The sequence below is a fragment of the Psychrobacter sp. 2Y5 genome (assembly GCF_051847375.1).
In the GTDB taxonomy this organism is placed as follows: Bacteria; Pseudomonadota; Gammaproteobacteria; order Pseudomonadales; family Moraxellaceae; genus Psychrobacter.
Genome location: NZ_JBPYDA010000005.1, coordinates 24934 through 49365, shown reverse-complemented (window position 1 = coordinate 49365; position 24432 = coordinate 24934). Strand labels below are relative to the sequence as shown.

Below are 24432 nucleotides of genomic sequence, written 5' to 3'. Positions count from 1 at the left end.
TAAAGCTGTTCTGTGAAATGGCGTCGCTTATTTTTTTGAGTCATTATATATGTCGAAATCTGCAAACCTACCAGACGCGATCAAGCAAACAGCAAAAGCGCCGCCGCTATTTTCTTTATGGGAAGCTTTAGCGCTGCTAGTAGGAATGGTGTTTGCTTTTTTTGGCAGTCAGCTATTAGGTATTTATATCGCTGGAAAGCTATTATTACCCTCCACTAAATCACAAACGGCGGCTGATTTATTTTATTTTGCTAGCGGCAATGGCACGATCGTTAGTAGCTCGATTGTCTTTAGCGGTGTATTTTTGAGCGCTTTAATAGCGCTTATCATTCGCTTAAAAGGCGCGCAAGTCAGCGATTATTTAGCGCTCAAGTCGTTCTCACTAAAAGTCGCTATCGGCAGCTTTGGGCTACTATTACTGTTTATGATTGGTAGTCAAGCGCTGACATACTGGTTGGATAAATCCCCTTCGCTGTTCGTTGATCCTTTGTATGCTTCGGTCAGCTCGGTATGGCTGTTGATTATTGCGATGGTAGTGATTGCACCTATCTATGAAGAGCTGTTGTTTCGAGGCATTATTTGGTCAGCGCTCAAAGAGCAGTTTGCCATAAAATTTGATAAAAGAGGGCTATCGAAAGCTGAAGGCCTAGCACAATCAGAAGCGCACGGCGCACTGATGGCAAGTCTGATTACTAGCTTAGTATTCGCGATTATGCATCTGCAATATGGGCTCTATGAAATTAGCACTATCGTCGTGCTCGCCTTTATATTTTGTTATGCGCGCTACAAGTCGGGCTCGCTCCTATTGCCGATAGCTCTACATATCTGCAATAACGGCTTGGCGATGTGGCAGTATCTAGCGCAAGCTGCTTAACTTGATGCGCGTTTGTGACTGATTTATGCTCTAGCTTAACGAATGCTAAGGGTAGTTTTTATCAGCTGACAAGTTTTTAGGCGTACGTAGCGATACTTAAATTCCAGGATTTAGCGCGAGCACTTCTGTGGCGGCTCGTTCAATATCCTCAATGGTCAAACTGGGTTTACCACTTAAAGCCTGTCGCCACTTGCGCGCGCCATTCAAGCCTTGAAAGAGGCCTAAATAATGCCGCGCCATCGTCGGTAGCGCTTCGCCAAGCTCGATTTGCTGACGCAGATAAGGGTACATCTCAGCCAAGATATCAGAGCGTTTTGGCGCAGGCTCGCCCCATAAGCTATTGGCCTCTGCGAGCAGATAAGGGTTTTGATAAAAAGCGCGGCCGATCATCACCCCATCGATGTGCTCTAGGTGGTCTACGATATCTTGTACGCTTTCGATACCGCCATTGATCTCGATATCAAGCTCAGGAAATTCTTGCTTAAGCCGGTAGACATCCTCATAGCGCAGAGGCGGTATTTCGCGGTTTTGCTTTGGGCTGAGACCTTGTAGCCAAGCGGTACGAGCATGGACAATAAAGCGCGTACAGCCCGCCGCTGCCACTGTCTCAACGAACTCCTTCATAAACTCATAACTATCAAAGTCATCGATACCGATGCGATGTTTGACCGTTACCGGAATATCGACCGCCGCTTGCATATGCTTAACTAAGCTTGCAACGGTATCAGGTTCCGCCATCAAGCAAGCGCCTATCTTATTGTGCTGTACTCGATCGGAGGGGCAGCCGACATTGATATTGACCTCATCATAACCATGCTGCTGCGCAAATTCGGCGCACTGGGTCATATCCGCGCTATCTGCACCGCCTAATTGCAGGACAATAGGGTGTTCGCGGTCATCAAAACGCAAGTGACGCGCGCGGTTACCATATATGATCGCCCCCGTGCTAATCATCTCCGTATAAAGATAAACGTGAGGATTGAACAGGCGCGCAAAATAACGGTAGTCAGTCGTTGTCCAGTCGATCATCGGCGCGACTGATAAGCGTTTGTTGGTCATATCTATCATAACTATAGAACTCTTTTTCAAAACGTTTTTAACTATTTGTTTAACAAAGCCTCTTACTCAGCGCAGCCTTCATTTTAATAAAGCATTAGGGCCTATCTAACAGAGCTATATGCATTTTAAATTGAACTGATGGTAGCTTTTTTATTATCGGTATTATTCAAAGTTAAAGTGCATAGCGCCATTAAATCACTCGGTTAAGTTGTCTCGATTCTGGTAGATGATAAAAATACAAACCAACCATAATACTCATCGCACCGATAAAAGCGATATACAGAGCAGGTGAGAAGCTAATATAAGAGGTGGCATAACCCAGTGCAAAAGGCAAAAGTCCGCCCACGATTGCATACATCACATTATAAGATAAAGCAAGACCTGTGAGGCGTACGTTAGTCGGAAATAACTGTACAAAGATAGCTGGTATCATGCCCACAATTCCAGCAAAAAACCCGAGTAAAGCGTACATAATCAAGATGTAATCGCCACCGGTTTGCAGATGATAATAAAAGACAAACATCTGACCGATTAACAAAACCGAGCCAAAAACTAAAATTTTACCAAAATTTTCATAGTTGGACACAATGCCATAAAAGACACAGCCAAAAATCATAAACACAATGCCCAAGCTATGCGAAAAACCAAACAGATCACTATCCAAGATAAAACGTAACTCGATTAGGCTTGGCAGTAGTAAAGCCACTACCGTAGTGATGCTAGCAATCACAAAACTGAGCAAAAGGCCTAAAAAGATAGAGTGCTTGCAGTGCTTAAATAGTAAAGTGAGCGGCTGCCTGATCTCTTTTAAAGGTTTCCTTGCTTGCATTTCAATAAAAAAAGGTGATTCGTTAATAAAACGCCATGCAAGTAGGGGTAAAAGGCTTAACAGAGCAGCGGCAGCAAAGGGCACACGCCAGCCATAATCTAATAACTGAACAGGAGTCATCGATCCGTTTAGCCAGACAAAAAAAGCATTGGAGAATAATACGCCTACAAAAAAGCTCGCCGTCACATAGCTACAGCCCACTGATAGATACTGACGCGGGACTTGTTCAGCAATATAAATCCAAGCCAAAGGCACATAAACGCCAAACGCCATCCCCTGTATCAAGCGCAAAAAAATAAATAAAATAGGCGCTATTATGCCCCAGTGAGCATAGGTTGGTAGTATCGCCATAGCTATCATACAAAGAGCAGTAGCAAGCATACTCATGAGTAATAAGGGCTTACGTCCCTTAATATCACCATAGCGGCCAAAAATAATACCACCAAGCGGGCGAGCTAAATAACCGATAGCGAATAACCCTAACCCTTGCAAACGAGTGACGCGAGGATCAATATTGGCTGGAAAAAAAGCAGAAGAAATATAATCTGCCATATACAAATAAATCAAAAAGTCAAAAAAAGTGATAGCGCTAGTCAAGCAGACAAAAATCACCATGTTTTTATCTTTACCAGACATAAGCGCATATTGAGGGCGAGAGGGCATGGTCGGTTTTTTTCCATATACAAGCAAAGCATTACAACGGTCATCACAATAACCGTCGACGATAAATAAAAAGTCATGATTGAGCTGAGATAAAATAGAGGGTAAATAAAAAAAGTGTAGCAACTATAGGCTAGGGGATGTTTATAGCAGCCAATCAATAGGTAACCAAGACATAATAGTTAGCCAAATATGATCGGACAAATCCACCCGCGGTTCAGTCTCATAAACCTTCCTCTTACCGTTTTCCATAGTGTGCCATTGCAAATGATTGTCATCGGTCAACTTGACTTCATAAGCTTGACTCAGTAAGTCATCACCGAGCGCTTCATGAAGTTGACGCGCCAGCTCATCATCATTGATGATAACGCCCATCTCCGTATTGATATTTGCTGAGCGCGGATCGACATTATAGGAGCCAATAAAGACTTGATGGTCATCAATGGCAAAGGTTTTAGCATGTAAGCTAGTTGAAGATTGACTTCGCGCTTTCCACAACTTGTTTTCGCGATCTTCTTCACTAGCTGTGGATTTTAGCTCATATATCTTGATACCGGATTTGAGGAGCTTAGGTCGCCACTGGCTATAGCCAGAATGCACGGCGGTTACATCGGTGGCATCAAAAGAGTTGGTCAGTATCTTTATGCTAATACCAGAGTTGGCCAGATCTACTAACGTATCGACACCATCTTTGGTAGGCACAAAATAAGAAGAGATGATTGTCAGCTCTTTAGAAGGGCGTCCAAGCAAGGTTCGTAGCTGCTGCACCAAATTGGTATCTGCAGGAACAGACTTGGTAAGCTTACCCACATCGTCACTCAAAAACTGCATATCCGTCCAGCGAAAAGGAATGCGCTTATTCAATAAATCAGTATCGATAGAAGAGTCTTCAATCGCTGACTTATATACCGATACGCTACTTTGGCTATCGCTTTTCTCATTTTTATCAAGTTGATCAAGCCCTGCGATAAAGTCCGTAGGTCCATCTTTATCTAAAGTCACTAACGTCTCAATATCGTAAGAAATAGGCGCTGACCAATAACTGCCAAAGCTATTATCAATATCCGCGACCACTTTACCGATAAGAAGTACGTCTAAATCAGCAAATTGGCTGTTTTGATCGTTACTTAAGTACTCGTTACCGATATTGCGGCCACCGATGATAGTGATTTGTTTATCAAAAGTCATGCTTTTATTATGCATGCGCCGGTTGATACGCGGCAGACCAGTGACGAAGTTTAGCGCTTGAAACTTACGATGCATTAAAGGGTTAGTAATTCTTACCGCTATATTAGGATGACTGGAGAAACGTAATAACTGCTGATCAAGTGCGGCACTACTGTTAAAGTCATCTATCAATAAGCGCACGATAACGCCGCGCTCAGCCGCTTCCCATAAGTCTTTTAGTAGTAGTTGACCGGCCTGATCGTCATGCCAAATGTAGTATTGAGCGTCGATATTACGAGTCGCCATATCGGTCAATATGCTACGAGAGGCAAAAGCATTGGCTCCGGTGACAATCGGATGATACCCTGATAAATCAGGATGGATTTTGTTTTGCTCACTAATAGCGGCGACTAAGTCAGTATTATTATCAGCATTGGCGGTATCATCGGTTTCAGTATTGACGTTGTTATCTTCAATACCTGAGTCCAAGCGTGAATTTAAAATATTTGACTCATCTTGATCTTTTACGCTGTTATTTGTATACATAGCATTAACCCGCTCAGATAGAGCTTTACTCTCTGCTAAGTGCGGTTGTTTCGGTAAGATTTGACAGCCAACTAAACTCAATGACAACCCAAGAGTAAGGCTCATCGTCAATTTACTAGAATAAACATCCAACATCGACATCATAAGGTGGCCTCAATGAACTCAAAAGATTGGCTTAGCGGTCTACTACCATGCCATTATTAGTAATACGCAGTATCAGTACTGAATTAATGGCAGTATCCATTACAGTATTGAAGCAGTATTAATATGACTCTACACATAATCATATCGTGCTTAACAAGTATGTGAGTAATAACTAAAAAAGTTATACATTTTAGCAACTCGCACAAATATTTTTGCCAAGCTTAGCAGGTACAAGGGTGTCTGCCTATAAAAAATACGTTAAATTTTTTAATTCGTAGCAGGGGCTTAGGTACGATAAAGGCTTAAAGCCTAGTTACGAAAAAAAGCTTAGCAGAGGTCTGAAAAGCAGAGGCATGATATGATATTGTGCAGTTTAAAACGATAACCAATAGCGGTATCTATCCTCCTTGTAGCCTCAATTTTCACTACGGAACACTTATGAGCCAATCGCCAGCACAACAAAATAGCAACGATAGTAGTTTGGATAATAACTGGCGCTCAGATGCTTTAGATTTGAGCCTTGATTATGGTATGCAAACCATCGCCGTACGTGCCGGACAACATCGCACCGATGAGGGTGAACATTCAGAAGCCATTTTTACGACCAGCTCCTATGTCTATACGTCGGCGAGTGATGCCGCCGCGCATTTTAATGGTACTAAGACGGGTAACGTTTATTCGCGCCATACTAACCCAAGCGTGCGCACCTTTGAGCGCCGCCTAGCAGCACTCGAAAACGGTGAGCGCGCAGTGGCAACCGCTTCTGGCATGGGCGCTATTTTGACCATGTGTTTGGCTTACCTAAAGGCGGGCGATCACTTGCTGGCGGCCAATCAGCTGTTTGGGTCGTCCATTGGCCTTTTCAATAACTATATGGCCAAGTTCGGCGTCGAGGTCAGTTACGTTGATTGCTTTGACAATGACGCTTGGGCGGCAGCCGTACAGCCCAACACCAAGCTCATCTACTGCGAAAGTCCGAGTAATCCGCTGGCGCAAATCTGCGATATTGGCTTTTTGAGTGAGCTCTCAAAGGCCAATGATATCTTATTCGTTGTCGATAATTGCTTTGCGTCACCAGTGATACAGCGTCCGTTAGACTTAGGCGCCGATGTGGTCATTCATTCGGCGACTAAGTATTTAGATGGTCAAGGCCGAGTCTTAGGCGGCGCCTTAGTCGGTAGCGATAAACTGATGCAAGAGGCCTTTACCGTGGTACGTTCAGGCGGTATCAGCATGAGTCCTTTTAACGCTTGGGTATTTACCAAAGGGCTTGAGACTCTCAAGCTACGCATGCAAGCCCACTGTAATAATGCCAATCAAGTAGCTGAGTTTTTGGTGAATCATCCAAACGTTAATACCGTGCATTTCTCCGGTCTAAAAGATCACCCAGCGCACGAGCTTGCGACACGCCAGCACCATATGCCCGGCGCTTATGGCGCGATTATGGGTTTTGAAGTCAAAGTGATCGATTCTGATAATGGTACGCAAGATGGCAAAGCTGCCGCTTGGCAGGTGATAGATGCGACACAAATGATCTCTATTACTAATAATTTAGGCGATGCTAAGACGACGATTACTCATCCTGCGACCACCACTCATTTTCGCTTAACGCCTGAAGCTCGCGCTGAGGCAGGGGTCAATGATAGTTTAATTCGACTGTCGGTAGGGCTCGAGGATGTTGAAGATATCATCAAAGACTTGGCTCGCGGCTTAGACAGTTTATAAAGATAACGGTATAATTGGTTTGATACGAGCAGTTTTAGACGATTGGCTGATTTGCAAAGATACTCTATCTTAAACTGATACCCTATCTTACGCTATAGCCATCAATTTTTATTATAAAAGACAAAGAGATATTTATGAATATTCAAGCCTTGATGCAACAAGCACAAACCATGCAAAAAAAAGTCGAAGCCAATGTTGAGACGGCCAAAAAAGAGCTGGCCAATAAAGAAGTACAGACAGAAGCAGGCAGTGGCCTCGTCAAAGTCACCATGACCGGCCGCCATGTGGTCAAGCGTTTATCTATCGACCCTAGTTTATTAGAGGACGAGCCTGATATGATCGAAGATCTTATCGCCGCCGCTATTAATGATGCCGTTCGTCAGGCAGATGAGCTATACGAAGAAACTATGGCTGGCGCGACCTCAGGTATGGGTCTACCACCAGGTATGCAAGGCATGTTCTAAGCGGTTATTCATTGTTGGATAACACAAAAAGCTTATAAATACTGACTTTAGCAGTCAATAGATGGGGTTGTTATCGTGATGATATGACCCCATTTTTATAACTAGAATTTAAGTTATAGAGTCCGTTTTATAATAGTGAAAGGATAATAATTTGCTTACTGTCAAATTCGATCAGCTGGTCAAGCAGCTGCGTATACTGCCTGGTGTCGGTCAAAAAAGTGCGCAGCGTATGGCTTTGCATTTACTCAGCAAAAAACGCCCGCAAGGTATGGCACTAGCCCAAGCTTTGGATGAGGCGATGCGTGAAATCGTTGAGTGTCAGCGCTGTCATAGCTTCAGTGATGAGAGTATCTGCCCGCTGTGTCAAGATCCAAGACGCGATAGCACTCAGCTGTGTGTGGTGGAAACGGCAGCTGATGTGATGGCGATTGAACAAACAGCTGGCTACCGCGGCCTGTATTTTGTCTTGGGCGGTCATCTATCGCCTATCGATGGCATTAGTGCCGATGATCTCAATATCGATCAGCTGGTCTGGCGGGTCAAAGAAGAGCCGGTAGAGGAGCTGATACTAGCGACAGGAACCACAGTAGAAGGTCAAACAACGGCGCATTTTATTAGCGAGGCGACCAGTCGCCATGTCAAAAAAGTCACTCGCCTGGCACAAGGGGTGCCGATGGGCGGTGAGCTTGAGTATCTTGATAGTATGACCTTAGGTCAAGCATTGCAAAATCGCTCTTTTTTATAAAAGCATCGTTTTGTGGTATTAATTGATTAGTAAAGGTACTAGGCTTTATGCCTAGTTTTTTATTCTTTGAAATAAATAACGCTAGCCCAATTAATACTCTGATATTGTTATAATCGACTCATTAACTTTTCAATTTAAGCAGGTATCTGCCCGTGCCCAACCCTTCTTTAACAACGATAACAACTACGCAAGATGATATTTCTACTGATAATGGCTCTATAGTGACGCTCGATAATCAATCAGTCTCTGCGTCAAACGCTTTACCCTCCAAGCCAGACATTGATGCGCTACTAGATAGTGCCGATGAGCTGCCGGTGACTTGGATCAAAGAGCAATCCCAATTAGCATCCGTCATTGCAGCGCTAGAAGGCTGCGGACGAGTGGCATTGGATACTGAATTTATCAAGCGCGATACTTATTATCCGCGTTTAGCTTTGGTGCAGATAAACGTGGGCGCTCATATCTATTTATTAGATGCCCCGCAGTTACAGTTGCAGGAGTTTTGGCAAGCGCTAAGCGCAGTTGAGGTTGCCATTTGGCACGCTTGTGGCGAAGATTTAGGTATTTTTTACTTACTATCTGATTGCCCGCCGTTGACTAATATTTTTGATACGCAAATTGCGCTATCGTATTTAACCGGTCAGTTGCAGATGGGCTACCAGCAAGCACTAGATGATCAGTTGGATATGCATATTGATAAAGAGCAAAGTCAGTCCGACTGGCTGCGTCGTCCTCTATCTGATGAACAAGAGCAGTATGCGATAGATGATGTGCGTTTTTTGCCGGCACTGTATCTGAGCTTGGAATATGAGCTAAAAAAGCAAGGCTTGTACGAGTATGTCTGGGCCGATTGTCAGCTCTATGCTCAAGAGCTGTACGACTCCCAGCAGGTTGCCGATGAAGATATGTATCTTACTATGGCGGACTATCGCTATGACACGCAGCAAATGGCTATTCTGCAAGCGGTGGCAAGTTGGCGTGAACAGTTGGCGCGTGCCACCAATCAGCCGCGCACCTTTGTGATAAAAAAACAAGCGGTACGCGAGATTATCACCGAAAAGCCTAAGTCTATGCGCGAGCTGGCGCACAAAACTACTATGCATCGTAGTATGCTCAGACTCTACGGAGAAGAGTTGCTAAATGTTATCAAAAAAGCAAAAGAGCAGCACCCGGCAGAGTATCCAGATCGCCTGCCAGCGCCTTATCGCTCCAAGAATAAAGCACTCGCCAAGGCTGTACAGCATGTGGTGGACAAGCAGTCAGAGAAGATCGGCATACCAGCAAATGTATTAATACGTAAAAAGTGGCTGCATCAATTATATGAAGTCATTGCTTATGATAAAGACTTAGCTGATCTGCCAGAGGGGCTACAAGGCTGGCGTCATGAATGGGTGACACAGACTTTGATACCTATTATTGAAGAGCATAAAACTGAGCTTAAGCAGGGCATGGGAGTTAAGGCTTAATCGTTCCGTGATTAAACCTACCGTGCTCTAAAAACCAGATCAACTGTTGCGTGACCTCTCTACTCATTAGCATGCCAGTATGAGTGACGGGCAAGATGATATGGTCAGTAGCGCCGGCAAGCTGAGTCTCAGTGACATACACTGTGCCGTCATGAGCTAAGCTTTTATCTTCTATGTCGCTATCAGCCTTGCGCAGTTTACGATTATGATAGTTCAAAATCGGCTGACCTAAGCCCTGCGCTTTATTACCCGCAATAACCCCAAGCTCAATATCGTCAGGCAAAGATGCAACTGTGCCGTCCAAAGCTTGCTCATATGATTTACCGACAATAAAAGGCACTAATCGCCAACTGTAATCACCACTGACGCTGCCCAAGTGGGGCGTACCTAAAGTGACACAGCGCCCAATGCGCCACTGCGGATAGTGAGCGACAAAATCGCGGATTATCAACCCGCCCAAGCTATGACCAACGAGATCGATTGGCTGATCAGGGTGATGATGACTCTCAAGCCAAGTGTTTAAGCGAGCGCTATTGGTTTTGATACTGTCGCGCATGCTGCGATAGCTGAATTGATGAGTATCAAACCCTTGTGCTTGCAAGCGTTTGGCCAGTGGCCGCATGACAAAGGCCACTTGATGTAGACCATGAATAAGGATAACGAGATTGTGTTTAGGCATATGGTTTGCTAGGGCGCGGTTAGTTTTAAATACTAGTTATTATAGCGGTAAGTTTTATAGGTAAACATTGTTATTAGGATAAGATTTGCCAAATAACGCACTCGTTACGCTAGCTAGGTTTATACTGCGTATATAAACTCGACTAAGCTAAATTCAGCCTCTGCTGAGTGCGCCTCTGCTACAACCGCTCCAATTACTGCGCTGACTTTTGGCTGGCGCGTATCTGTATCGATATAACGCCAATCACCAAGCACATAACGAGTTTTGTTATTTAGCGTTGTATGGATATTAGGCCTATGTGTGTGCCCATGCAGTAGCGCGTCATTGTTAGCAACCGCTTGGGCGACAGATTGCTCATTAACGTCCATGATATAAGCGTCTTTGGTACGGTTATTGAGCTTGCTCTTAGCGCGGATGTTCTCAGCGATAGCTAAGCGCCTCGATAGGGATTTATTGAGTAGATACCATTTGCTCAAGCGATGGCGTATGACTTTACGGAACCATTGATACTTTTTATCATCGCTGCACAGTGCGTCGCCATGCTCCAAGCGATACTTTTGTTCACCAACATCTAGGGCATAAGGCTCATCGATAAGCTCGCCACCAAATAGATTGAGAAAACCGCGATCTAATAAAAAGTCACGATTACCATGCATGACTAATATCTCACAGCCATTCACTCGTAGCTGTTTGAGCCTAATGATTAATGGGGTTAGCCAATGCGCTTGTCTTTCGTCGTCTGTTAAGGACAGATAAACATCATCGCCAAGCCAAACCTCAAACCAGTCGCCTAAGATAAACAAGCGCTTAAGATTCGGCAAAGCGAGACAGTCATCAAGCAGCGCTAAAAAAGCCTGCACCAAGGCAGGCTCATCAAGCGATAAATGCAAATCACTAATCAAGACTTGCCGTATATCATGCGGGCGAGTGGTTATCAGATGATTAAAGGTTTGCATTTATGATTTTCCTAATTAGCTATCCTAAATAGAGGTCTATTCAGCTAGCGTTTGCTTATTGAGAAACGACTTTAGCAGAGTTGATAGTAATAGGCTCGTTTGGCACATCAGCATGCATACCGAAACGACCTGTTGCAACGCTGCGCATTTTTTCAATCACATCCATACCGTCGGTGACTTTACCAAATACCGTGTAACCCCAACCTTGCATATTTTTGCCCGAGTGGTTCAAGAAGTCGTTGTCTTTGACATTGATAAAGAATTGGCTAGTCGCTGAATGCGGGTCTTGAGTGCGCGCCATAGCGATCGTGCCTTTATCGTTCTTAAGGCCATTATCCGCTTCGTTTTCGATTGGTGCGTTGGTTTTTTTCTCATTCATCTGGGCGTCCATACCGCCGCCTTGAATCATAAAGCCATCAATAACGCGATGGAAGATAGTACCTTCATAATGACCTGAATTGACGTAGTTTAAGAAGTTTTCTACGGTTTTTGGCGCTTTTTCTTCATTGAGCTCAATAGTGATATCACCCATTGATGTCTCTAACTGTACTACTGGCATATCGCTCATGGTTGTCTCCTGATTGTTGGTGTTGGAAAATGAATTGGGCTGAGTGTCTGAAATCATTGTGTTATTGGTGCTGGCACAACCTAGTATAAACAAAGGGGCAAATAAGCTGGCAAACCCGAATGTTTTGATAGCATGCATAGATATTCCTTTTCGCTCATAAGAGGCAGTGTTAATTTAGAGGTCAGTCTAACGGCTTTTTTGCCTGATGTCATGTATCTGGCTGTTAATGAGTTTGCAAAAGCTGATAGAATAACGCAACTTTATTTTTATTCTTAATTTATAATGATTTCAATTCAAGCCGCTAATAAATGGCTTAGGAGCAATGATTAATGAGCGCCAAACCTAGTAATAACGCGAGCAACGATATAAAAAAAGATGAGCCGAAAAACGACTTTATTCGTAATATCATTCGTGAAGATATAAAAAAGCAAAAATACGAGCAAATCGTGACCCGTTTCCCTCCTGAGCCTAATGGCTATTTGCATTTAGGTCATGTCAAATCCATCTGCCTAAACTTTGGCGTCGCTGAAGAGTTCGACGGGCTTTGTCATTTGCGTTATGACGATACCAATCCGACCGCTGAAAAGCAGGACTATATTGACAATATAAAAAAGGACGTTCATTGGCTAGGATTTGAGTGGGCGGGCGAGGCACTGCATGCCTCCAGCTATTTCGATCAGCTGCATGCGTGGGCGGTGCAATTGATTGAGCAAGGCGATGCTTATGTCGATTTGCAAACTCCTGAACAAATCAAAGAGAACCGAGGTTCCTTCAAAGAAGTGGGCACGCCCTCACCGCAACGCGATGCTAGCGTCCAAGACAATTTGCAACGCTTTACCGATATGAAAGACGGCAAATTTGCTGATGGTGAAGCAGTACTGCGAGCCAAGATCGATATGTCTGATGCTAATATGAATATGCGCGATCCTATTATCTATCGGGTCATGCATCAAGAGCATCATCAAACGGGTGATAAGTGGTGCATCTATCCGATGTATGATTTTGCTCATCCTTTATCGGATGCAATCGAGGGCATTACTCATTCGTTATGTACGTTAGAATTCGAAGATCATCGTCCGTTTTATAACTGGATCGTCGAGAAGATCGGTTTTGAGCAGCCACCGCATCAGTATGAGTTTAGTCGCTTGAATGTCGATCATACTTTGACCAGTAAGCGTAAGCTTAAGCAGCTCGTTGACGAAGGCATTGTAGAAGGTTGGGATGATCCGCGTATGCCAACGGTGGCTGGCATGCGTCGCCGTGGCTATACGCCAGAGGGGCTGCGTGATTTCTGTGCGCGCGTTGGCATCGCAAAAGCCGATGGCGTCACCGATATGCGTTTGTTAGAGTTCAGTATTCGTCAATCTTTGGATACTACTACCGCACGAGGTATGGCGGTATTAAAACCACTAAAAGTGACGATTACTAACTTTATCGAGGCGGTGAGCCAGTGGCAAGATTTAAAAGCTGATAGCGTAGCCGCTCGCTTCGATGAAGATAGCCAAACCTTGTGGCTCAGCCAACCTAAGCATCCTAATGTCGATATGGGCGAGCGCGAGATTCCTTTTACTCAAACCCTTTATATCGATCAAGGCGACTATGAAATAGAGCCGCCAGCAGGATATAAGCGTTTATCTCCAGAAAAACCTGAGATTCGCTTGCGTAATACGTATGTGCTCGCGGTGACTGAGCACATTACTGATGATAGTGGCGACGTTGTTGAGCTCAAAGCAACTATCGATCCATCGACTCTAGGTAATAACCCTGAAGGCCGAAAAGTCAAAGGTGTCATTCATTGGGTCTCAGCCGATAAAGGTGTGCCAGCGACGGTACGACTCTACGAGCCTTTATTTAGCGCAGAAGATCCAAGTAGCGTAAGTGATGTGCATGAGGCATTGAACCCGAGTTCTTTAACCGTGTTAAATGCGGTCGTGGAGCCATCGCTTGCGGATGCGGACGCCGGTACTCGCTTTCAGTTTGAGCGTGAAGGTTACTTCATCTCAGATAGCGAAGAGCACAGCGCTGATAAGCCAGTATTCAATCAAATCGTCAGCTTACGTGATAGTTATAAGCCAGCTTAAGTATCCAGCTTAGGTATCGAGCTTAATTATCAATATTAGTTTGCAAATGAGCCCATTTCTAGTAATCTAGGAATGGGCTTTTAGCTTACCTCTAAATGGAATAAGCGCATTACAATCTCTCACAAGACATTCATAACTGTTTTGGTAAGCTAGAGAAGCTTGTTTACTAGATATAGCTATATAGTTGTACAACGTTATATAGCTATGATAACAATACAGCGTGGCAGCCCTGTAGGCGCTGACGCTGAAACATTAATAATTTCAAACACTAATAACAAGGATACTATTATGGCAGTTCTACGTTTAGGTGACGACGCTCCAAATTTTGATGCGGAGACGACTGAAGGCAATATCAATTTTTATGATTGGGCAGGTGATAGCTGGGTAGTGCTTTTCTCCCATCCTGCAGATTACACGCCAGTTTGCACGACAGAGCTTGGCCGCACAGCAGCTCTCGGCGGCGAGTTTCAAAAGCGTAATGTCAAGCCCATTGCGCTATCAGTTGATGGTTTAGACGATCATAATGACTGGGCGAAAGATATCGAAGAGACCCAAGGTACCGCCGTGAATTTCCCCATCATCGCGGATTCTGATCGTAAAGTTGCTGATCTTTATGACATGATTCACCCTAATGCCGATAACACGGCAACAGTCCGTAGCGTATTTATTATTGATCCGAAGAAAAAAGTGCGTTTAACGCTAACTTATCCAGCCAGCTGTGGCCGTAACTTTGATGAAATCGTGCGCGTCATTGATGCGATGCAGTTATCAGACGAGTACAATGTCGCCACCCCAGTCGACTGGAAAGACGGCGATGACGTTATTATTCCACCTAGTGTCAAAAATGAAGATATCGCTGCGAACTATCCAAAAGGTCATACTGAAATTAAGCCTTATTTGCGTACCACTCCAGCACCCAATAAATAAGCTCGTTTAAGCTAATTTAGTATGCAAAAGCTCTATGACATAAAGTCGTAGGGCTTTTTTACTATTCGTAGCAAAAGTTTTAGTCAGGTTTGCTATTATAAGGATTGCAAGCTAGCTATTATGTACTGCTACACTAATTATAAAGCTAAAATAAATACTATCTAATAGCGCTAAAAGCCCTGCACTTATCCAAATTCATTCACTTACAGGGAAGTTACTATGAAAAAGTTATATATTACGCGCACGGCACCCAATCCACGTAAAGCACTTATTCTACTGGCCTCAAAAGGCATTGACGTTGACGACATGGATGATTTAAGTGTGGTCGATATTGACTTTGCCGCCAATGAGCAGTCTTCAGAGTCTTTTACTAAGATCAATCCGATGCAAACCGTGCCAGTGCTGACTTTAGGCGATGGTACCGTACTTAATGACTCGCAGGCGGTCTGTGAATATCTCGATCGCGTTTATGGCGAGCGCTCGGTGATGGGTAATGATGTTGTACAGCGCGCGCAAGTCTGTGCCATGCGCCGTATTGCTGAGTTTGAGGTGTTGTACAATTATATGCTAGCGTTTCAGCACAGCCATCCTTCTAAAGCCAAGCGGGTCGATCAAGTGCCAGAATTTGTGGAGCAGTCCATCGCACGCGCTGTCAAAGCCCTGCCTTATTTTGAAAATGCCCTTAAGGGTCGCGACTATCTAGTTACCGATCATCTCACCTTCGCTGATATCGTACTGTATCTAGGTCTTGATTTCGGTAAAGCCCTCAAAGTCAATCCTTTAGAGCAAGGTGAAAACTTAGCACGCTTCTATAAGAGTATGCATGAGCGTTTTGGAATAAAGGTCATGGCAAAGCCTAAATCTGATTCCTAAGCCCTAAAATATAAAAATAATAAACGGCTCAGTACATACCGATAAAGTTGTTTATTTTGATAAATGTGGTGAATGGTGATAAATAATATCAATATCACTTAAATTATTTATCACAGCACCTATAATCATGAGAGATGATTTGACTATTAAACGCTAAATCTGCTAAAAATCTAGACTTGTTTTAAAAGAGAGGTTGCCTATGCTACCAATGATGAACCAACCAAATATGAGAGCTGCTCTAAAAACCGCTTTTTTGCCCAGTTTACTAGCAGCAGCAATGACTCTGAGTGCTTGTAGTGATAACTCTCCAGTAACAGATAATGACTCTGTCAGTGCAGCGACTACTGAAGAGAGCGAAAGGATGGACAAGGTTGACGCTAATGATAGCGATACCACTGCTGAGTCAATAAGTGCTGAAGATCAGCTATTGACCAAGCTTAGTGATTACCGCTGGATATTAGATACAGCGACTGATAGTAATCGTCAACCGATTACGTCACTTATACCTATAAAAGAGCAAGTGACCCTGCTGATTAATTCGCAAAACAATCATACTTTGAACTATAGCGTTGGCTGCAACACTATGGGAGCTTCTTTTATGCTAAAGGAAGATAAATTGAAGATTAGTGAAAGTATGAGTACCAAAATGTCTTGTGGTGAGCTTGATAAAGCTGAAATGAAGCTCAATCAACTGATGCAAGGAGAGAACCAAGTAAGTATAGCGGCTAGTGCCAATAACGCTGCAACCCCAACATTAACACAAGTCACTAGCGATGAAAGTACCTTGGTTTGGAGGGGTAGACTGACCTCACAAGCCAAATATAATAGTAAAGGCGAAACTATATTTTGGGAAGTCGCTGCTGAGTCAAAACTGTGTCAGGACAATAAGACGCAGATGTGTTTGCAAGTACGACCAATCACTTATAATGACCAAGGCTTAAAAACTAGCGAAGGGCAATATGTCGAGTTTGCTGGTAGCATTGATGGTTATCAGCATGATGGGCAGCATAATGAGATATTACGTTTGCAGCGTTTTAAGACAGAAACCGACACCGTATTAGTAGATAATGTTGATTCAGATTTCGCTTATGTACTAGATAGAGTGATTGAAAGTACGGTAGTAGATAGCACTGAATAAGCAGTTATTTTCGTAAATTATAACTTGGCAAGCCTGCGCCGCTACGATCATAAAAACGTGCTGATATTAGCGCGTTTTTTATAATAAAAAAACTGTGCTTAAAGTTTTTAAGCGGTATTTATTGAAATATACCACACACTCTTAATTTAGATTGCCTAAATCCTCTTCACTTAAGCGCCAGCGGCCCTTTTTCTTTGAGGAGCCGCGGCCTCTTAGCGCGCTATTGAGAATCAGCTTGTTCATTGAGTGGCTAGAATGCGCATGACAAATAGCGCAGGCAAGACCGTCGGCGGCATCTTGCTGCGGTACTACCTCTAAAGTCAAAATACGGCAAACCATATCTTGCACTTGCTCTTTGGCGGCCGCGCCATAGCCGCAGACTGCTTGTTTTATTTGCCGAGCGGTGTATTCTGAGACTTCCAAATCTAGTGCTACCATTGCCGCGATAGCAGCGCCGCGCGCTTGGCCTAATTTAAGCGCCGAATCTGGGTTTTCGGCCATAAACACTTGCTCGATAGCGGTATAAATAGGCTCATCAGCGTATTTGAGATGATGCTGGGTGATGCGGGTTAGGCCATTGAAGATACGTTTTAAGCGTTCGGGCATCTCTTTGGTATCGGTGCGAATGGTGCCGGCATCAATATAAGTCAGTTTGTCGCCTGTTTGCCGTATGATGCCGTACCCTGTCATACGTGAGCCCGGATCGATTCCGATAATAATTGCCATAATTCTCCACTATGTTGCCACTATTTTGGCATGGTTTTGCTATTGGTTTCTTTGTTAGCATTTAGGTTTATTTAATATTCTCTTTCGATTTACTATTTACTTAAAAATGCTCTACAAGTTTGATAGTATAGCAAGCCATCCCCATATACATCATATGTTAGCCATTTTAATTTTTTAAGTTTATTTTAAGGACGACACGTCATGGGTCAGATAGTTGGGATTGCCATTGTTTGGTTTATTATTGAGATGCTGGTCTGGTATTTGATTGCCCAGTTCACTAGTGGCTGGTTGGTATTCATGTGGTTTATTATTGCCGCAGTGATAGGTATCTCGCTTATTCGTAAAGGCATGACCGCGCTCAACCCGATGGCACAGCAGATGAAGGCCGGCGGTATGATGAATCCGTCTATGCGTCCGCAAGAGTCTACTATGATGAAAAGTGTCGCTATGGCGGTTGCAGGTATTTTACTGTTGATACCTGGGGTGATTAGCGATTTATTGGCGTTACTGGTCGTCTTGCCACCGGTTCAAAAGCTGCTTAAAGACAAAGCCAATAACTATGTCATGAATAATCAGCAGAAGATGATGGAGATGATGGCTAAGCAAATGGGCGGCGCCAATGGTATGGGCGGCATGGACGGCCAAAACCCGTTTGGCGGTATGGGCGGTGGACAGAATCCATTTGGCGGCGGCATGGGTAATCAACAAAACCCATTTGGTCAGCAGCAACAAAACCCTTTCGGTGATGTGTTCAAACAGCATACAACAGTAGATGGCACGGCCAAAAATGTACCAAAAGACGTCAAAAAAATTACTAAATCTGCTAATGACGAATAGCCAATAGTTCTCTATTTTTTATAATGCTATTTTTCTATAACTTTGTAATTTGCTTAAAGTAGGGTGTCTAAAAAAGTTCTATTGCACATAAAAAAAGCCCCTATCTCATGAAGATAGGGGCTTTTCGATGGTGGGTGCTCATTTTATTGACTATAAATAAGAACACCTAACCGAATCTAACAACCAAAGTGTCGCCGTAAGATGGTGACCCATGAACCGTGAAGTTCAGGGCGGATGTGTCATTGCCTCGGCAGGTTTCCTGATACACTGCAAGCAGTGCAGGCATACACAATGAAGCAATAGGTAGCACATCCTGGTAAAGCATTATCGGCTCAGGGAATAAACATCTACTAGCCAACACTTCAGAATAGTTTTATCTTAACCAATGAAATAAGGTATTGCAAGTCTGATTTACAGATTGATACCCTTTATTGCCTGCTCAAATAGCTTTAATATATCAATAAAGTAAGGGATAAAAAGCCAATTTTTCAGCAATTTCAAGATGTGTGCTAATATAGAGCACTTTATATTGTCTGAATCCATAGAGCTAAGTTGCATATAGGTATTCAATTGACAGTATTTCACTATTTGAGCAGTACAGGCTTTCATTCACTTGAGGAGCGGTAATCTATGGCTAGTAAGCAACAACCATCAGAGTCTATCAACGATAATACCCAGCACAGCGATCAGCAAGATAAGAAAACGCCACATGTATTAATGATATTAGATGGCTTTGGGCATCGTGAAGAAAGTGACGATAATGCTATTGCTGCCGCCAATATGCCAAATTTAGATCAGGTTTATCAGCAGTATCCACATGGGTTAATATCAGGCTCAGGAGAAGACGTCGGACTGCCGCCAGGTCAGTTTGGTAACTCTGAAGTGGGTCATATGAACTTGGGCGCTGGGCGCATTCTTTATCAGGACTCAACGCTCATCTCAAGCGAGCTTGCTAATCGCGAGTTTTATAAAAATGAAGCGCTAGTGGGCGCCGTTAAAGCGGCCAATGAGCTCGGCGGTAATGTGCATATTATGGGTCTATTATCTGATGGCGGGGTACATGCGCATCAAGATCATATCGAAGGTATGTGTCACTCAGCGCTAGTACATGGTGCCAAAAATGTCTTTGTACATTGCTTCTTAGATGGTCGTGATACGCCGCCTAAGTCTGCGGATAAATATATTAATCGCTTGCGAGAGTATTTAAATAAGCTCAATGCTCATTACGAAGGAAACGTCCAGATAGCGAGTATCATCGGTCGTTACTACGCGATGGATCGTGATAACCGCTGGGATAGAGTGCAAAAAGCTTATGAGCTGATTACCGAAGGTAAAGCGGAGCGTATGTCAACTCGGGCGGATGGCGCTATTCAAGCGGCCTACAAAGCGCGCGAGACAGATGAGTTCGTGAGTCCAACTACCGTTATCGAGCATGGCGAAACGCCTTGCACTGTTGAAAATGACGACGCGGTTATTTTTATGAATTTCCGTTCTGATCGTGCGCGCGAATTGGCACAAGCTTTTGTACTGCCTGATCATGAGTTCTCAGGTTTTGCGCGTCATAAGCAGCCAAGGCTCGCCGCTTTTGTTATGTTGACTAAATACTCAGACGTGCTCGCGGACAACCCAAAAACGAGCATCGCTTATTATCCTACGTCATTGAGCAATACACTAGGCGAGTACTTACAAAATCAAGGTAAGACGCAGCTCCGCATTGCAGAAACAGAAAAGTATGCACATGTGACTTTTTTCTTTAGTGGCGGCCGTGAAGAGGAGTTTGCAGGAGAAGAGCGTATCTTGGTGCCATCGCCTGATGTTGCCACTTATGACTTACAGCCTGAAATGAGTGCGCCGGAAGTCACTGATAAGCTCGTTGAAGCTATCGAGTCTGGTAAGTATGATGTATTGATTGTCAACTATGCCAATGGTGACATGGTGGGGCATACGGGTATTTTCGATGCTGCAGTCAAGGCGGTAGAGGCCTTAGATGTCTGTATCGGCCGCGTTGAAGCTGCGGTACGCGCCGCTGGTGGTGATATGCTCATTACCGCTGACCATGGTAACTGTGAGCAGATGCAGGACTATGAGAGCGGGCAAGTGCATACTCAGCATACTACTGAGCATGTCCCGCTTATTTATATTGGTGAAAAGGATGTTAAGGTACGTAGTGGCGGCCGATTAAGTGATATCGCGCCAACGATACTATCACTAATGAATCTACAGATCCCAAGCGAGATGACAGGTGAAAACTTACTGATTGCTACCGCTTAAATTAATGAGTAGCCATAGATCGTGTTTATAACAGACAATTTAAGATAAGTTATCACATCAGTTATAGCTAGGAAAAGGGAAGGATAGAGATTATTCTTCCCTTTTTCATGCTTCGCTCAGCAAGCTTTGTTTTTTATAGCTTTCGCGCTTATAGTTTTGAGGATTTTTAAAGTTTCTTTTATAAAAATATACTAGTTACTAAAATTACTTTAAGTGGTTTTTATCATAGCCTTAAGCTATCTTATACTTATAGTTGTTGCTTTATATAACGAAAATATTTATTTTTTAGGTGAGTCTTCCTATGCCTTTATCTGCTCTAAAAAAACCTTTTTCAGAAATGATGATAAATCCGTATCAAGCGTTTCGACCGATGTTAACCACTTGTCTATTAGGAGTGTTTGCGTTTAGCGGGCCTACGCAAGCTGCGCTCAATGACGACCGGATAAAGGTAATGACTGAAGCTAGTGAGCAACAAAAGCAACAGACAGACTCTACCGCAAATCTACAACTGATCAGCTTGCAAGACAATAAGTCGATGACTAACAGCAGTAGTGATAGTAGTACTGACGATTTCTTAGAAGACGATACTGGCGTTCCTGATCAAAGCCAAGACTGGATAGTGGATGATATTGATAATATTGATGCCTTTGGAGAGGGTACGAGCGATCTATTAGGAGAGGGCGCTGACGATAACTATGAGGATATACCGCGTGAGGTGGCGAAGGTATCGCTCAAAGCTATTTCGCCTGAGACGCTTAAAACCTTTGTCGCTGTCGTTGATCTGGTACGCCGCGAATATATAGAGCCGGTCAATGATGAGACCTTATTCAATAATGCTATGAGCGGTATGCTGACCAAGCTTGATAGTCATGCAGAGTTTTTGGATGCTGAGGCATATGAAAATCTACGTGCTTTCACCCAGGGCGATGTTGGTGATGTCGGTATCAAAGCGCTCTATAAAGCGGATGCTGATCATTGGGTCGTGACCGAGGTGATAAAAGACTCACCTGCTGACAAAAAAGGCGTGGCTGTTGGGGATTACTTACATCAAGTGGGTGATTTTAAGCTTGATGATGAGCGCGAGTCCAATGATATTAAACAACTACTAACTGGTATTGCCGGCTCACAAATCGACGTTATCGTGTCAAGGGCAGGGAGACGTAAGCGCGCGGTGACACTACAGCGTAATCATACTCGGGCACAGATGATAGAGACGCGTTTGGTAGATGGCGTGGCTATTGTAAAATTGCCAGCGTTTCAAGAAACGACACGTGAAAAAATAGTACAAAGTCTTATAGATTTAGACGCGCCTATCACTGGAGTGATCTTAGACGTACGAGATAATCCGGGTGGGGTACTGACTTCGGCAGTCGATGTCGCTAGCCTGTTTATGGATGATGCTGATGTCGTACAAGTCAAAGGACGCCAAGGCGATCCGCGCATTTTATCGACTAGAGGCAGTGCGTTACTCGCGTCTTTACCGGTAGCTATTTTGCAAAACCGTTATTCCGCTTCAGCGGCAGAAGTATTAGCCAGTAGCTTACAAGCGCAAAATCGAGCAACTATTATTGGGGAGACGAGCTACGGTAAAGGCTCTGTACAGTCGGTGATAGCTTTGAATGATGAGCAAGCTGTAAAGCTAACGGTGGCGCACTATCTGACCACGGCGGGGACAAAGATTGATAAAGTTGGGGTGCAGCCTGATGTGCGTCTGACGGGTAGTGAGCGCTCGTGGGAGATGCAAGCCCTTGACTTACTACGCCCCAAAATACAAAACTCCGGAATCCATTTGGTTAGAAAAAGCCGCGTAGCAGAGCCGGCTGTGAAGTAGCTAGAGTGCTCATTATATAGCCGCCTAATGGCGAAGCTATCAGTCCGTTTGCTCTTCAGCAATCTCAAGCTTTTTCATGCGATAACGTAAGGAGCGAAAGGTCGTGCCTAGGAGCTCAGCGGCCTGTGTTTTATTCCAGCCAGTCTGTTGCAGCGCGGTGATAATAAGCTGTTTTTCTTGCTGCTGTAGATAAGCCTCTAAGCCTTTTTCGGGTAATTCAGCAGGGGTGCTTTTTTGAGTCGCTACTGATACACTTGCTGTCGTGTCTTTTTGCATATTATTTAGCTGGTTAGTCTGACTCTCTGAGCTAGGCTTGACGGTTTTATGCTCTGTTAAGCTATCCGTACTAAAGGGTTGAATAGAGTCCGGTGCGAACAATGGGCTTTGTACCCGATAAGGACGGCTAGGCTTGTTAGCTACGGCTTTTTTTACTGGCTCTTCGGCTTGAGGAGTGTCCGCTGATAAACTATTGATAATAGGGGCTGAACTATCTGATAAAGTTGTTTGAGTAGTCTGCTTAGTCATAGGTTGCGACTGATGGAAAGGTGATTGCTCAGACGATGACCCGTCAGGATCTGGTAATCCTAAGTGCTCAACCGCGATGATATCACTCTCCGCTAACGTTATCGCTCGCTCTAATAAGTTACGTAGCTCACGGACGTTACCGGCAAAATGATGCGCCTTTAGACGCTGAATAGCATCATCGCTTAATTGCGGTGACCCTTCTAGTTGCCATTCCTCACGAATCAAAGCCAAGAAATGCTGAGCCAAAGCTGGAATATCGTGAGCTCGCTCATTAAGGGCTGGCAGCTTTAGCTCTATGACATTGATACGGTAATATAAGTCTTGTCTAAAGTTGTTAGCAGCTACCAGCTGAGCCAGATCTTTATGGGTCGCGGATAACAGGCGAATGTCAACGGCGACCTCTTTGGTATCACCAATCGCCCGTACGGTTTTTTCTTGAATAGCGCGCAGTAGCTTGACTTGCATGGCTAACGGTAAGTCTGCAATTTCGTCCAAAAACAACGTCCCGCCATTGGCCTGTTGAAACAGTCCTTGCTTATCAGCCACGGCACCGGTAAAGCTGCCTTTTTTATGACCGAAAAACTCTGACTCCATCAGCTCAGAGGGGATAGCGCCGCAGTTGACAGGAACAAAGTGCGCCTCACGGCGAGGACTTAGATCATGAATGAGCCGAGCGGCGACTTCTTTACCCGTACCTGACGCCCCTGATAAAAATACCGGCGCTTGCGAGCGGGCGAGCTTTAAGATAGTAGATTTTAGCGTATGCATGACCTGAGTGTCACCAATCAAACGTTGGTCTAACAATTGCTGCTCAGGCGTTTGCGTGTCTACTGTTTGAGCATCATCTTGACGAATGACTTTTAGAGCGTTTTCGACCACCTGCCGTAAACGCGGTAGCTCCAGAGGCTTATTGACAAAATCGAATGCTCCTAATTTTAGGGCTTCGATTGCTAAGTCCATACTACCATGCGCGGTAATGACAGCCACCGGCACACAAGAGCTGCTACTGATCAGCTTGACTAGCTCAAGACCAGAGCCATCAGGCAATTGCAGATCTGTTAGACAAAAATCGTATTCATTGGCTTGCCAGTAAGCCTTTGCCTGCGCTAAATCATAAGCGACATCGCTTTTGATGCCCATTTTAGTCAGGGTGATTTGCATTAAGCGGCACAAATCTACTTCGTCATCGACGACCAGTGCGGTTGCTGTCATAAATAACCTTTCAATATTCAGTGTCCAATGTTCAATAAATAAAATTGGTATGGAGCAGTGATTATAGATCAATGATTATAGATCAATGGGTATAAAGTGCAGATAAAGTCGGCCGTAAACTAAATCACG

At 44.1% G+C, this 24432-nt stretch carries 20 protein-coding genes and 1 other RNA gene; 12 read left to right on the top strand and 9 right to left on the bottom strand.

Going from position 1 to position 24432, the window contains the following annotated elements; translation table 11 throughout:
• Positions 1-49: 49 nt before the first annotated feature.
• Complete coding sequence (locus ACS8E3_RS06645) at positions 50-874, top strand: CPBP family intramembrane glutamic endopeptidase (protein WP_439242495.1); 825 nt, start codon at positions 50-52, stop codon at positions 872-874.
• A 96-nt stretch (positions 875-970) separates the two neighbouring features.
• Here the strand turns inward: ACS8E3_RS06645 and dusA are convergent, their stop codons facing one another.
• The 3 genes from dusA to ACS8E3_RS06630 form a co-directional block, all read right to left on the bottom strand.
• Positions 971-1942 (bottom strand): tRNA dihydrouridine(20/20a) synthase DusA, encoded by a 972-nt coding sequence (gene dusA / locus ACS8E3_RS06640; protein ID WP_439242493.1) that lies wholly within the window; start codon positions 1940-1942, stop codon positions 971-973.
• Between the two features lie 181 nt (positions 1943-2123).
• The gene (locus tag ACS8E3_RS06635) at positions 2124-3425 is read right to left on the bottom strand and encodes an MFS transporter (RefSeq protein ID WP_439242491.1); all 1302 of its coding nucleotides are present in this window, start codon (positions 3423-3425) and stop codon (positions 2124-2126) included.
• A 141-nt stretch (positions 3426-3566) separates the two neighbouring features.
• On the bottom strand, positions 3567-5270 hold the full coding sequence (locus ACS8E3_RS06630; RefSeq protein ID WP_439242797.1) for a phospholipase D family protein: 1704 nt from the start codon (positions 5268-5270) through the stop codon (positions 3567-3569).
• A 447-nt stretch (positions 5271-5717) separates the two neighbouring features.
• On the opposite strand from ACS8E3_RS06630, the gene ACS8E3_RS06625 reads away from it, so the two are divergent.
• The 4 genes from ACS8E3_RS06625 to ACS8E3_RS06610 all read left to right on the top strand — a co-directional run bounded on the left by ACS8E3_RS06625 (position 5718) and on the right by ACS8E3_RS06610 (position 9679).
• Entirely contained in the window at positions 5718-7004 is a 1287-nt protein-coding gene (locus ACS8E3_RS06625) for an O-succinylhomoserine sulfhydrylase (RefSeq protein WP_439242489.1), read from the top strand.
• 134 nt (positions 7005-7138) lie between these two features.
• Entirely contained in the window at positions 7139-7468 is a 330-nt protein-coding gene (locus ACS8E3_RS06620; RefSeq protein WP_439242487.1) for a YbaB/EbfC family nucleoid-associated protein, read from the top strand.
• A gap of 151 nt (positions 7469-7619) precedes the next feature.
• Positions 7620-8213, top strand: a complete 594-nt coding sequence (gene recR, locus ACS8E3_RS06615) for a recombination mediator RecR (RefSeq protein WP_439242484.1) — start codon at positions 7620-7622, stop codon at positions 8211-8213.
• 152 nt (positions 8214-8365) lie between these two features.
• Positions 8366-9679, top strand: coding sequence for a ribonuclease D (locus ACS8E3_RS06610; RefSeq protein WP_439242482.1), 1314 nt, complete (start codon positions 8366-8368; stop codon positions 9677-9679).
• On the opposite strand, the gene ACS8E3_RS06605 is transcribed toward ACS8E3_RS06610, so the two are convergent.
• The 3 genes from ACS8E3_RS06605 to ACS8E3_RS06595 form a co-directional block, all read right to left on the bottom strand.
• The gene (locus ACS8E3_RS06605; RefSeq protein ID WP_439242480.1) at positions 9669-10358 is read right to left on the bottom strand and encodes a lipase family alpha/beta hydrolase; all 690 of its coding nucleotides are present in this window, start codon (positions 10356-10358) and stop codon (positions 9669-9671) included. The two genes, ACS8E3_RS06610 and ACS8E3_RS06605, sit on opposite strands and share 11 nt — an antisense overlap.
• Before the next feature lie 119 nt (positions 10359-10477).
• Positions 10478-11314 carry a UDP-2,3-diacylglucosamine diphosphatase gene (locus ACS8E3_RS06600; RefSeq protein WP_439242478.1) on the bottom strand — a complete coding sequence of 279 codons (837 nt, stop codon included), beginning with the start codon at positions 11312-11314 and terminating at the stop codon, positions 10478-10480.
• 55 nt (positions 11315-11369) lie between these two features.
• Positions 11370-11882: a peptidylprolyl isomerase gene (locus ACS8E3_RS06595; protein ID WP_025647344.1), complete on the bottom strand. Its 513-nt coding sequence runs from the start codon at positions 11880-11882 to the stop codon at positions 11370-11372.
• A gap of 329 nt (positions 11883-12211) precedes the next feature.
• Between ACS8E3_RS06595 and ACS8E3_RS06590 the strand changes: the two genes are divergently transcribed.
• The 4 genes from ACS8E3_RS06590 (at position 12212) to ACS8E3_RS06575 (ending at position 16901) form a co-directional block, all read left to right on the top strand.
• Entirely contained in the window at positions 12212-13963 is a 1752-nt protein-coding gene (locus ACS8E3_RS06590) for a glutamine--tRNA ligase/YqeY domain fusion protein (RefSeq protein ID WP_439242476.1), read from the top strand.
• A 288-nt stretch (positions 13964-14251) separates the two neighbouring features.
• Positions 14252-14890, top strand: coding sequence for a peroxiredoxin (locus ACS8E3_RS06585; protein ID WP_439242474.1), 639 nt, complete (start codon positions 14252-14254; stop codon positions 14888-14890).
• Between the two features lie 219 nt (positions 14891-15109).
• Entirely contained in the window at positions 15110-15763 is a 654-nt protein-coding gene (locus ACS8E3_RS06580) for a glutathione S-transferase family protein (protein ID WP_439242472.1), read from the top strand.
• Positions 15764-15962: 199 nt separating this feature from the next.
• Positions 15963-16901 carry an META domain-containing protein gene (locus tag ACS8E3_RS06575; RefSeq protein WP_439242470.1) on the top strand — a complete coding sequence of 313 codons (939 nt, stop codon included), beginning with the start codon at positions 15963-15965 and terminating at the stop codon, positions 16899-16901.
• A gap of 141 nt (positions 16902-17042) precedes the next feature.
• On the opposite strand, the gene ruvC is transcribed toward ACS8E3_RS06575, so the two are convergent.
• Positions 17043-17627 (bottom strand): crossover junction endodeoxyribonuclease RuvC, encoded by a 585-nt coding sequence (gene ruvC / locus ACS8E3_RS06570; RefSeq protein ID WP_439242468.1) that lies wholly within the window; start codon positions 17625-17627, stop codon positions 17043-17045.
• A gap of 201 nt (positions 17628-17828) precedes the next feature.
• Here ruvC and ACS8E3_RS06565 point away from each other — a divergent pair, with 201 nt between their 5' ends.
• Positions 17829-18464, top strand: a complete 636-nt coding sequence (locus ACS8E3_RS06565) for an FxsA family protein (protein ID WP_439242466.1) — start codon at positions 17829-17831, stop codon at positions 18462-18464.
• Positions 18465-18642: 178 nt separating this feature from the next.
• Here the strand turns inward: ACS8E3_RS06565 and ssrS are convergent.
• Positions 18643-18836, bottom strand: a non-coding RNA gene (gene ssrS, locus ACS8E3_RS06560) — 6S RNA.
• 258 nt (positions 18837-19094) lie between these two features.
• Between ssrS and gpmI the strand changes: the two genes are divergently transcribed.
• Both gpmI and ACS8E3_RS06550 read left to right on the top strand, forming a co-directional pair.
• Positions 19095-20735, top strand: coding sequence for a 2,3-bisphosphoglycerate-independent phosphoglycerate mutase (gene gpmI / locus ACS8E3_RS06555; RefSeq protein ID WP_439242464.1), 1641 nt, complete (start codon positions 19095-19097; stop codon positions 20733-20735).
• A 301-nt stretch (positions 20736-21036) separates the two neighbouring features.
• Positions 21037-22566, top strand: a complete 1530-nt coding sequence (locus tag ACS8E3_RS06550; RefSeq protein WP_439242462.1) for a S41 family peptidase — start codon at positions 21037-21039, stop codon at positions 22564-22566.
• 39 nt (positions 22567-22605) lie between these two features.
• Here the strand turns inward: ACS8E3_RS06550 and ACS8E3_RS06545 are convergent, their stop codons facing one another.
• On the bottom strand, positions 22606-24303 hold the full coding sequence (locus ACS8E3_RS06545) for a sigma-54-dependent transcriptional regulator (protein WP_439242460.1): 1698 nt from the start codon (positions 24301-24303) through the stop codon (positions 22606-22608).
• Positions 24304-24432: the final 129 nt, after the last annotated feature.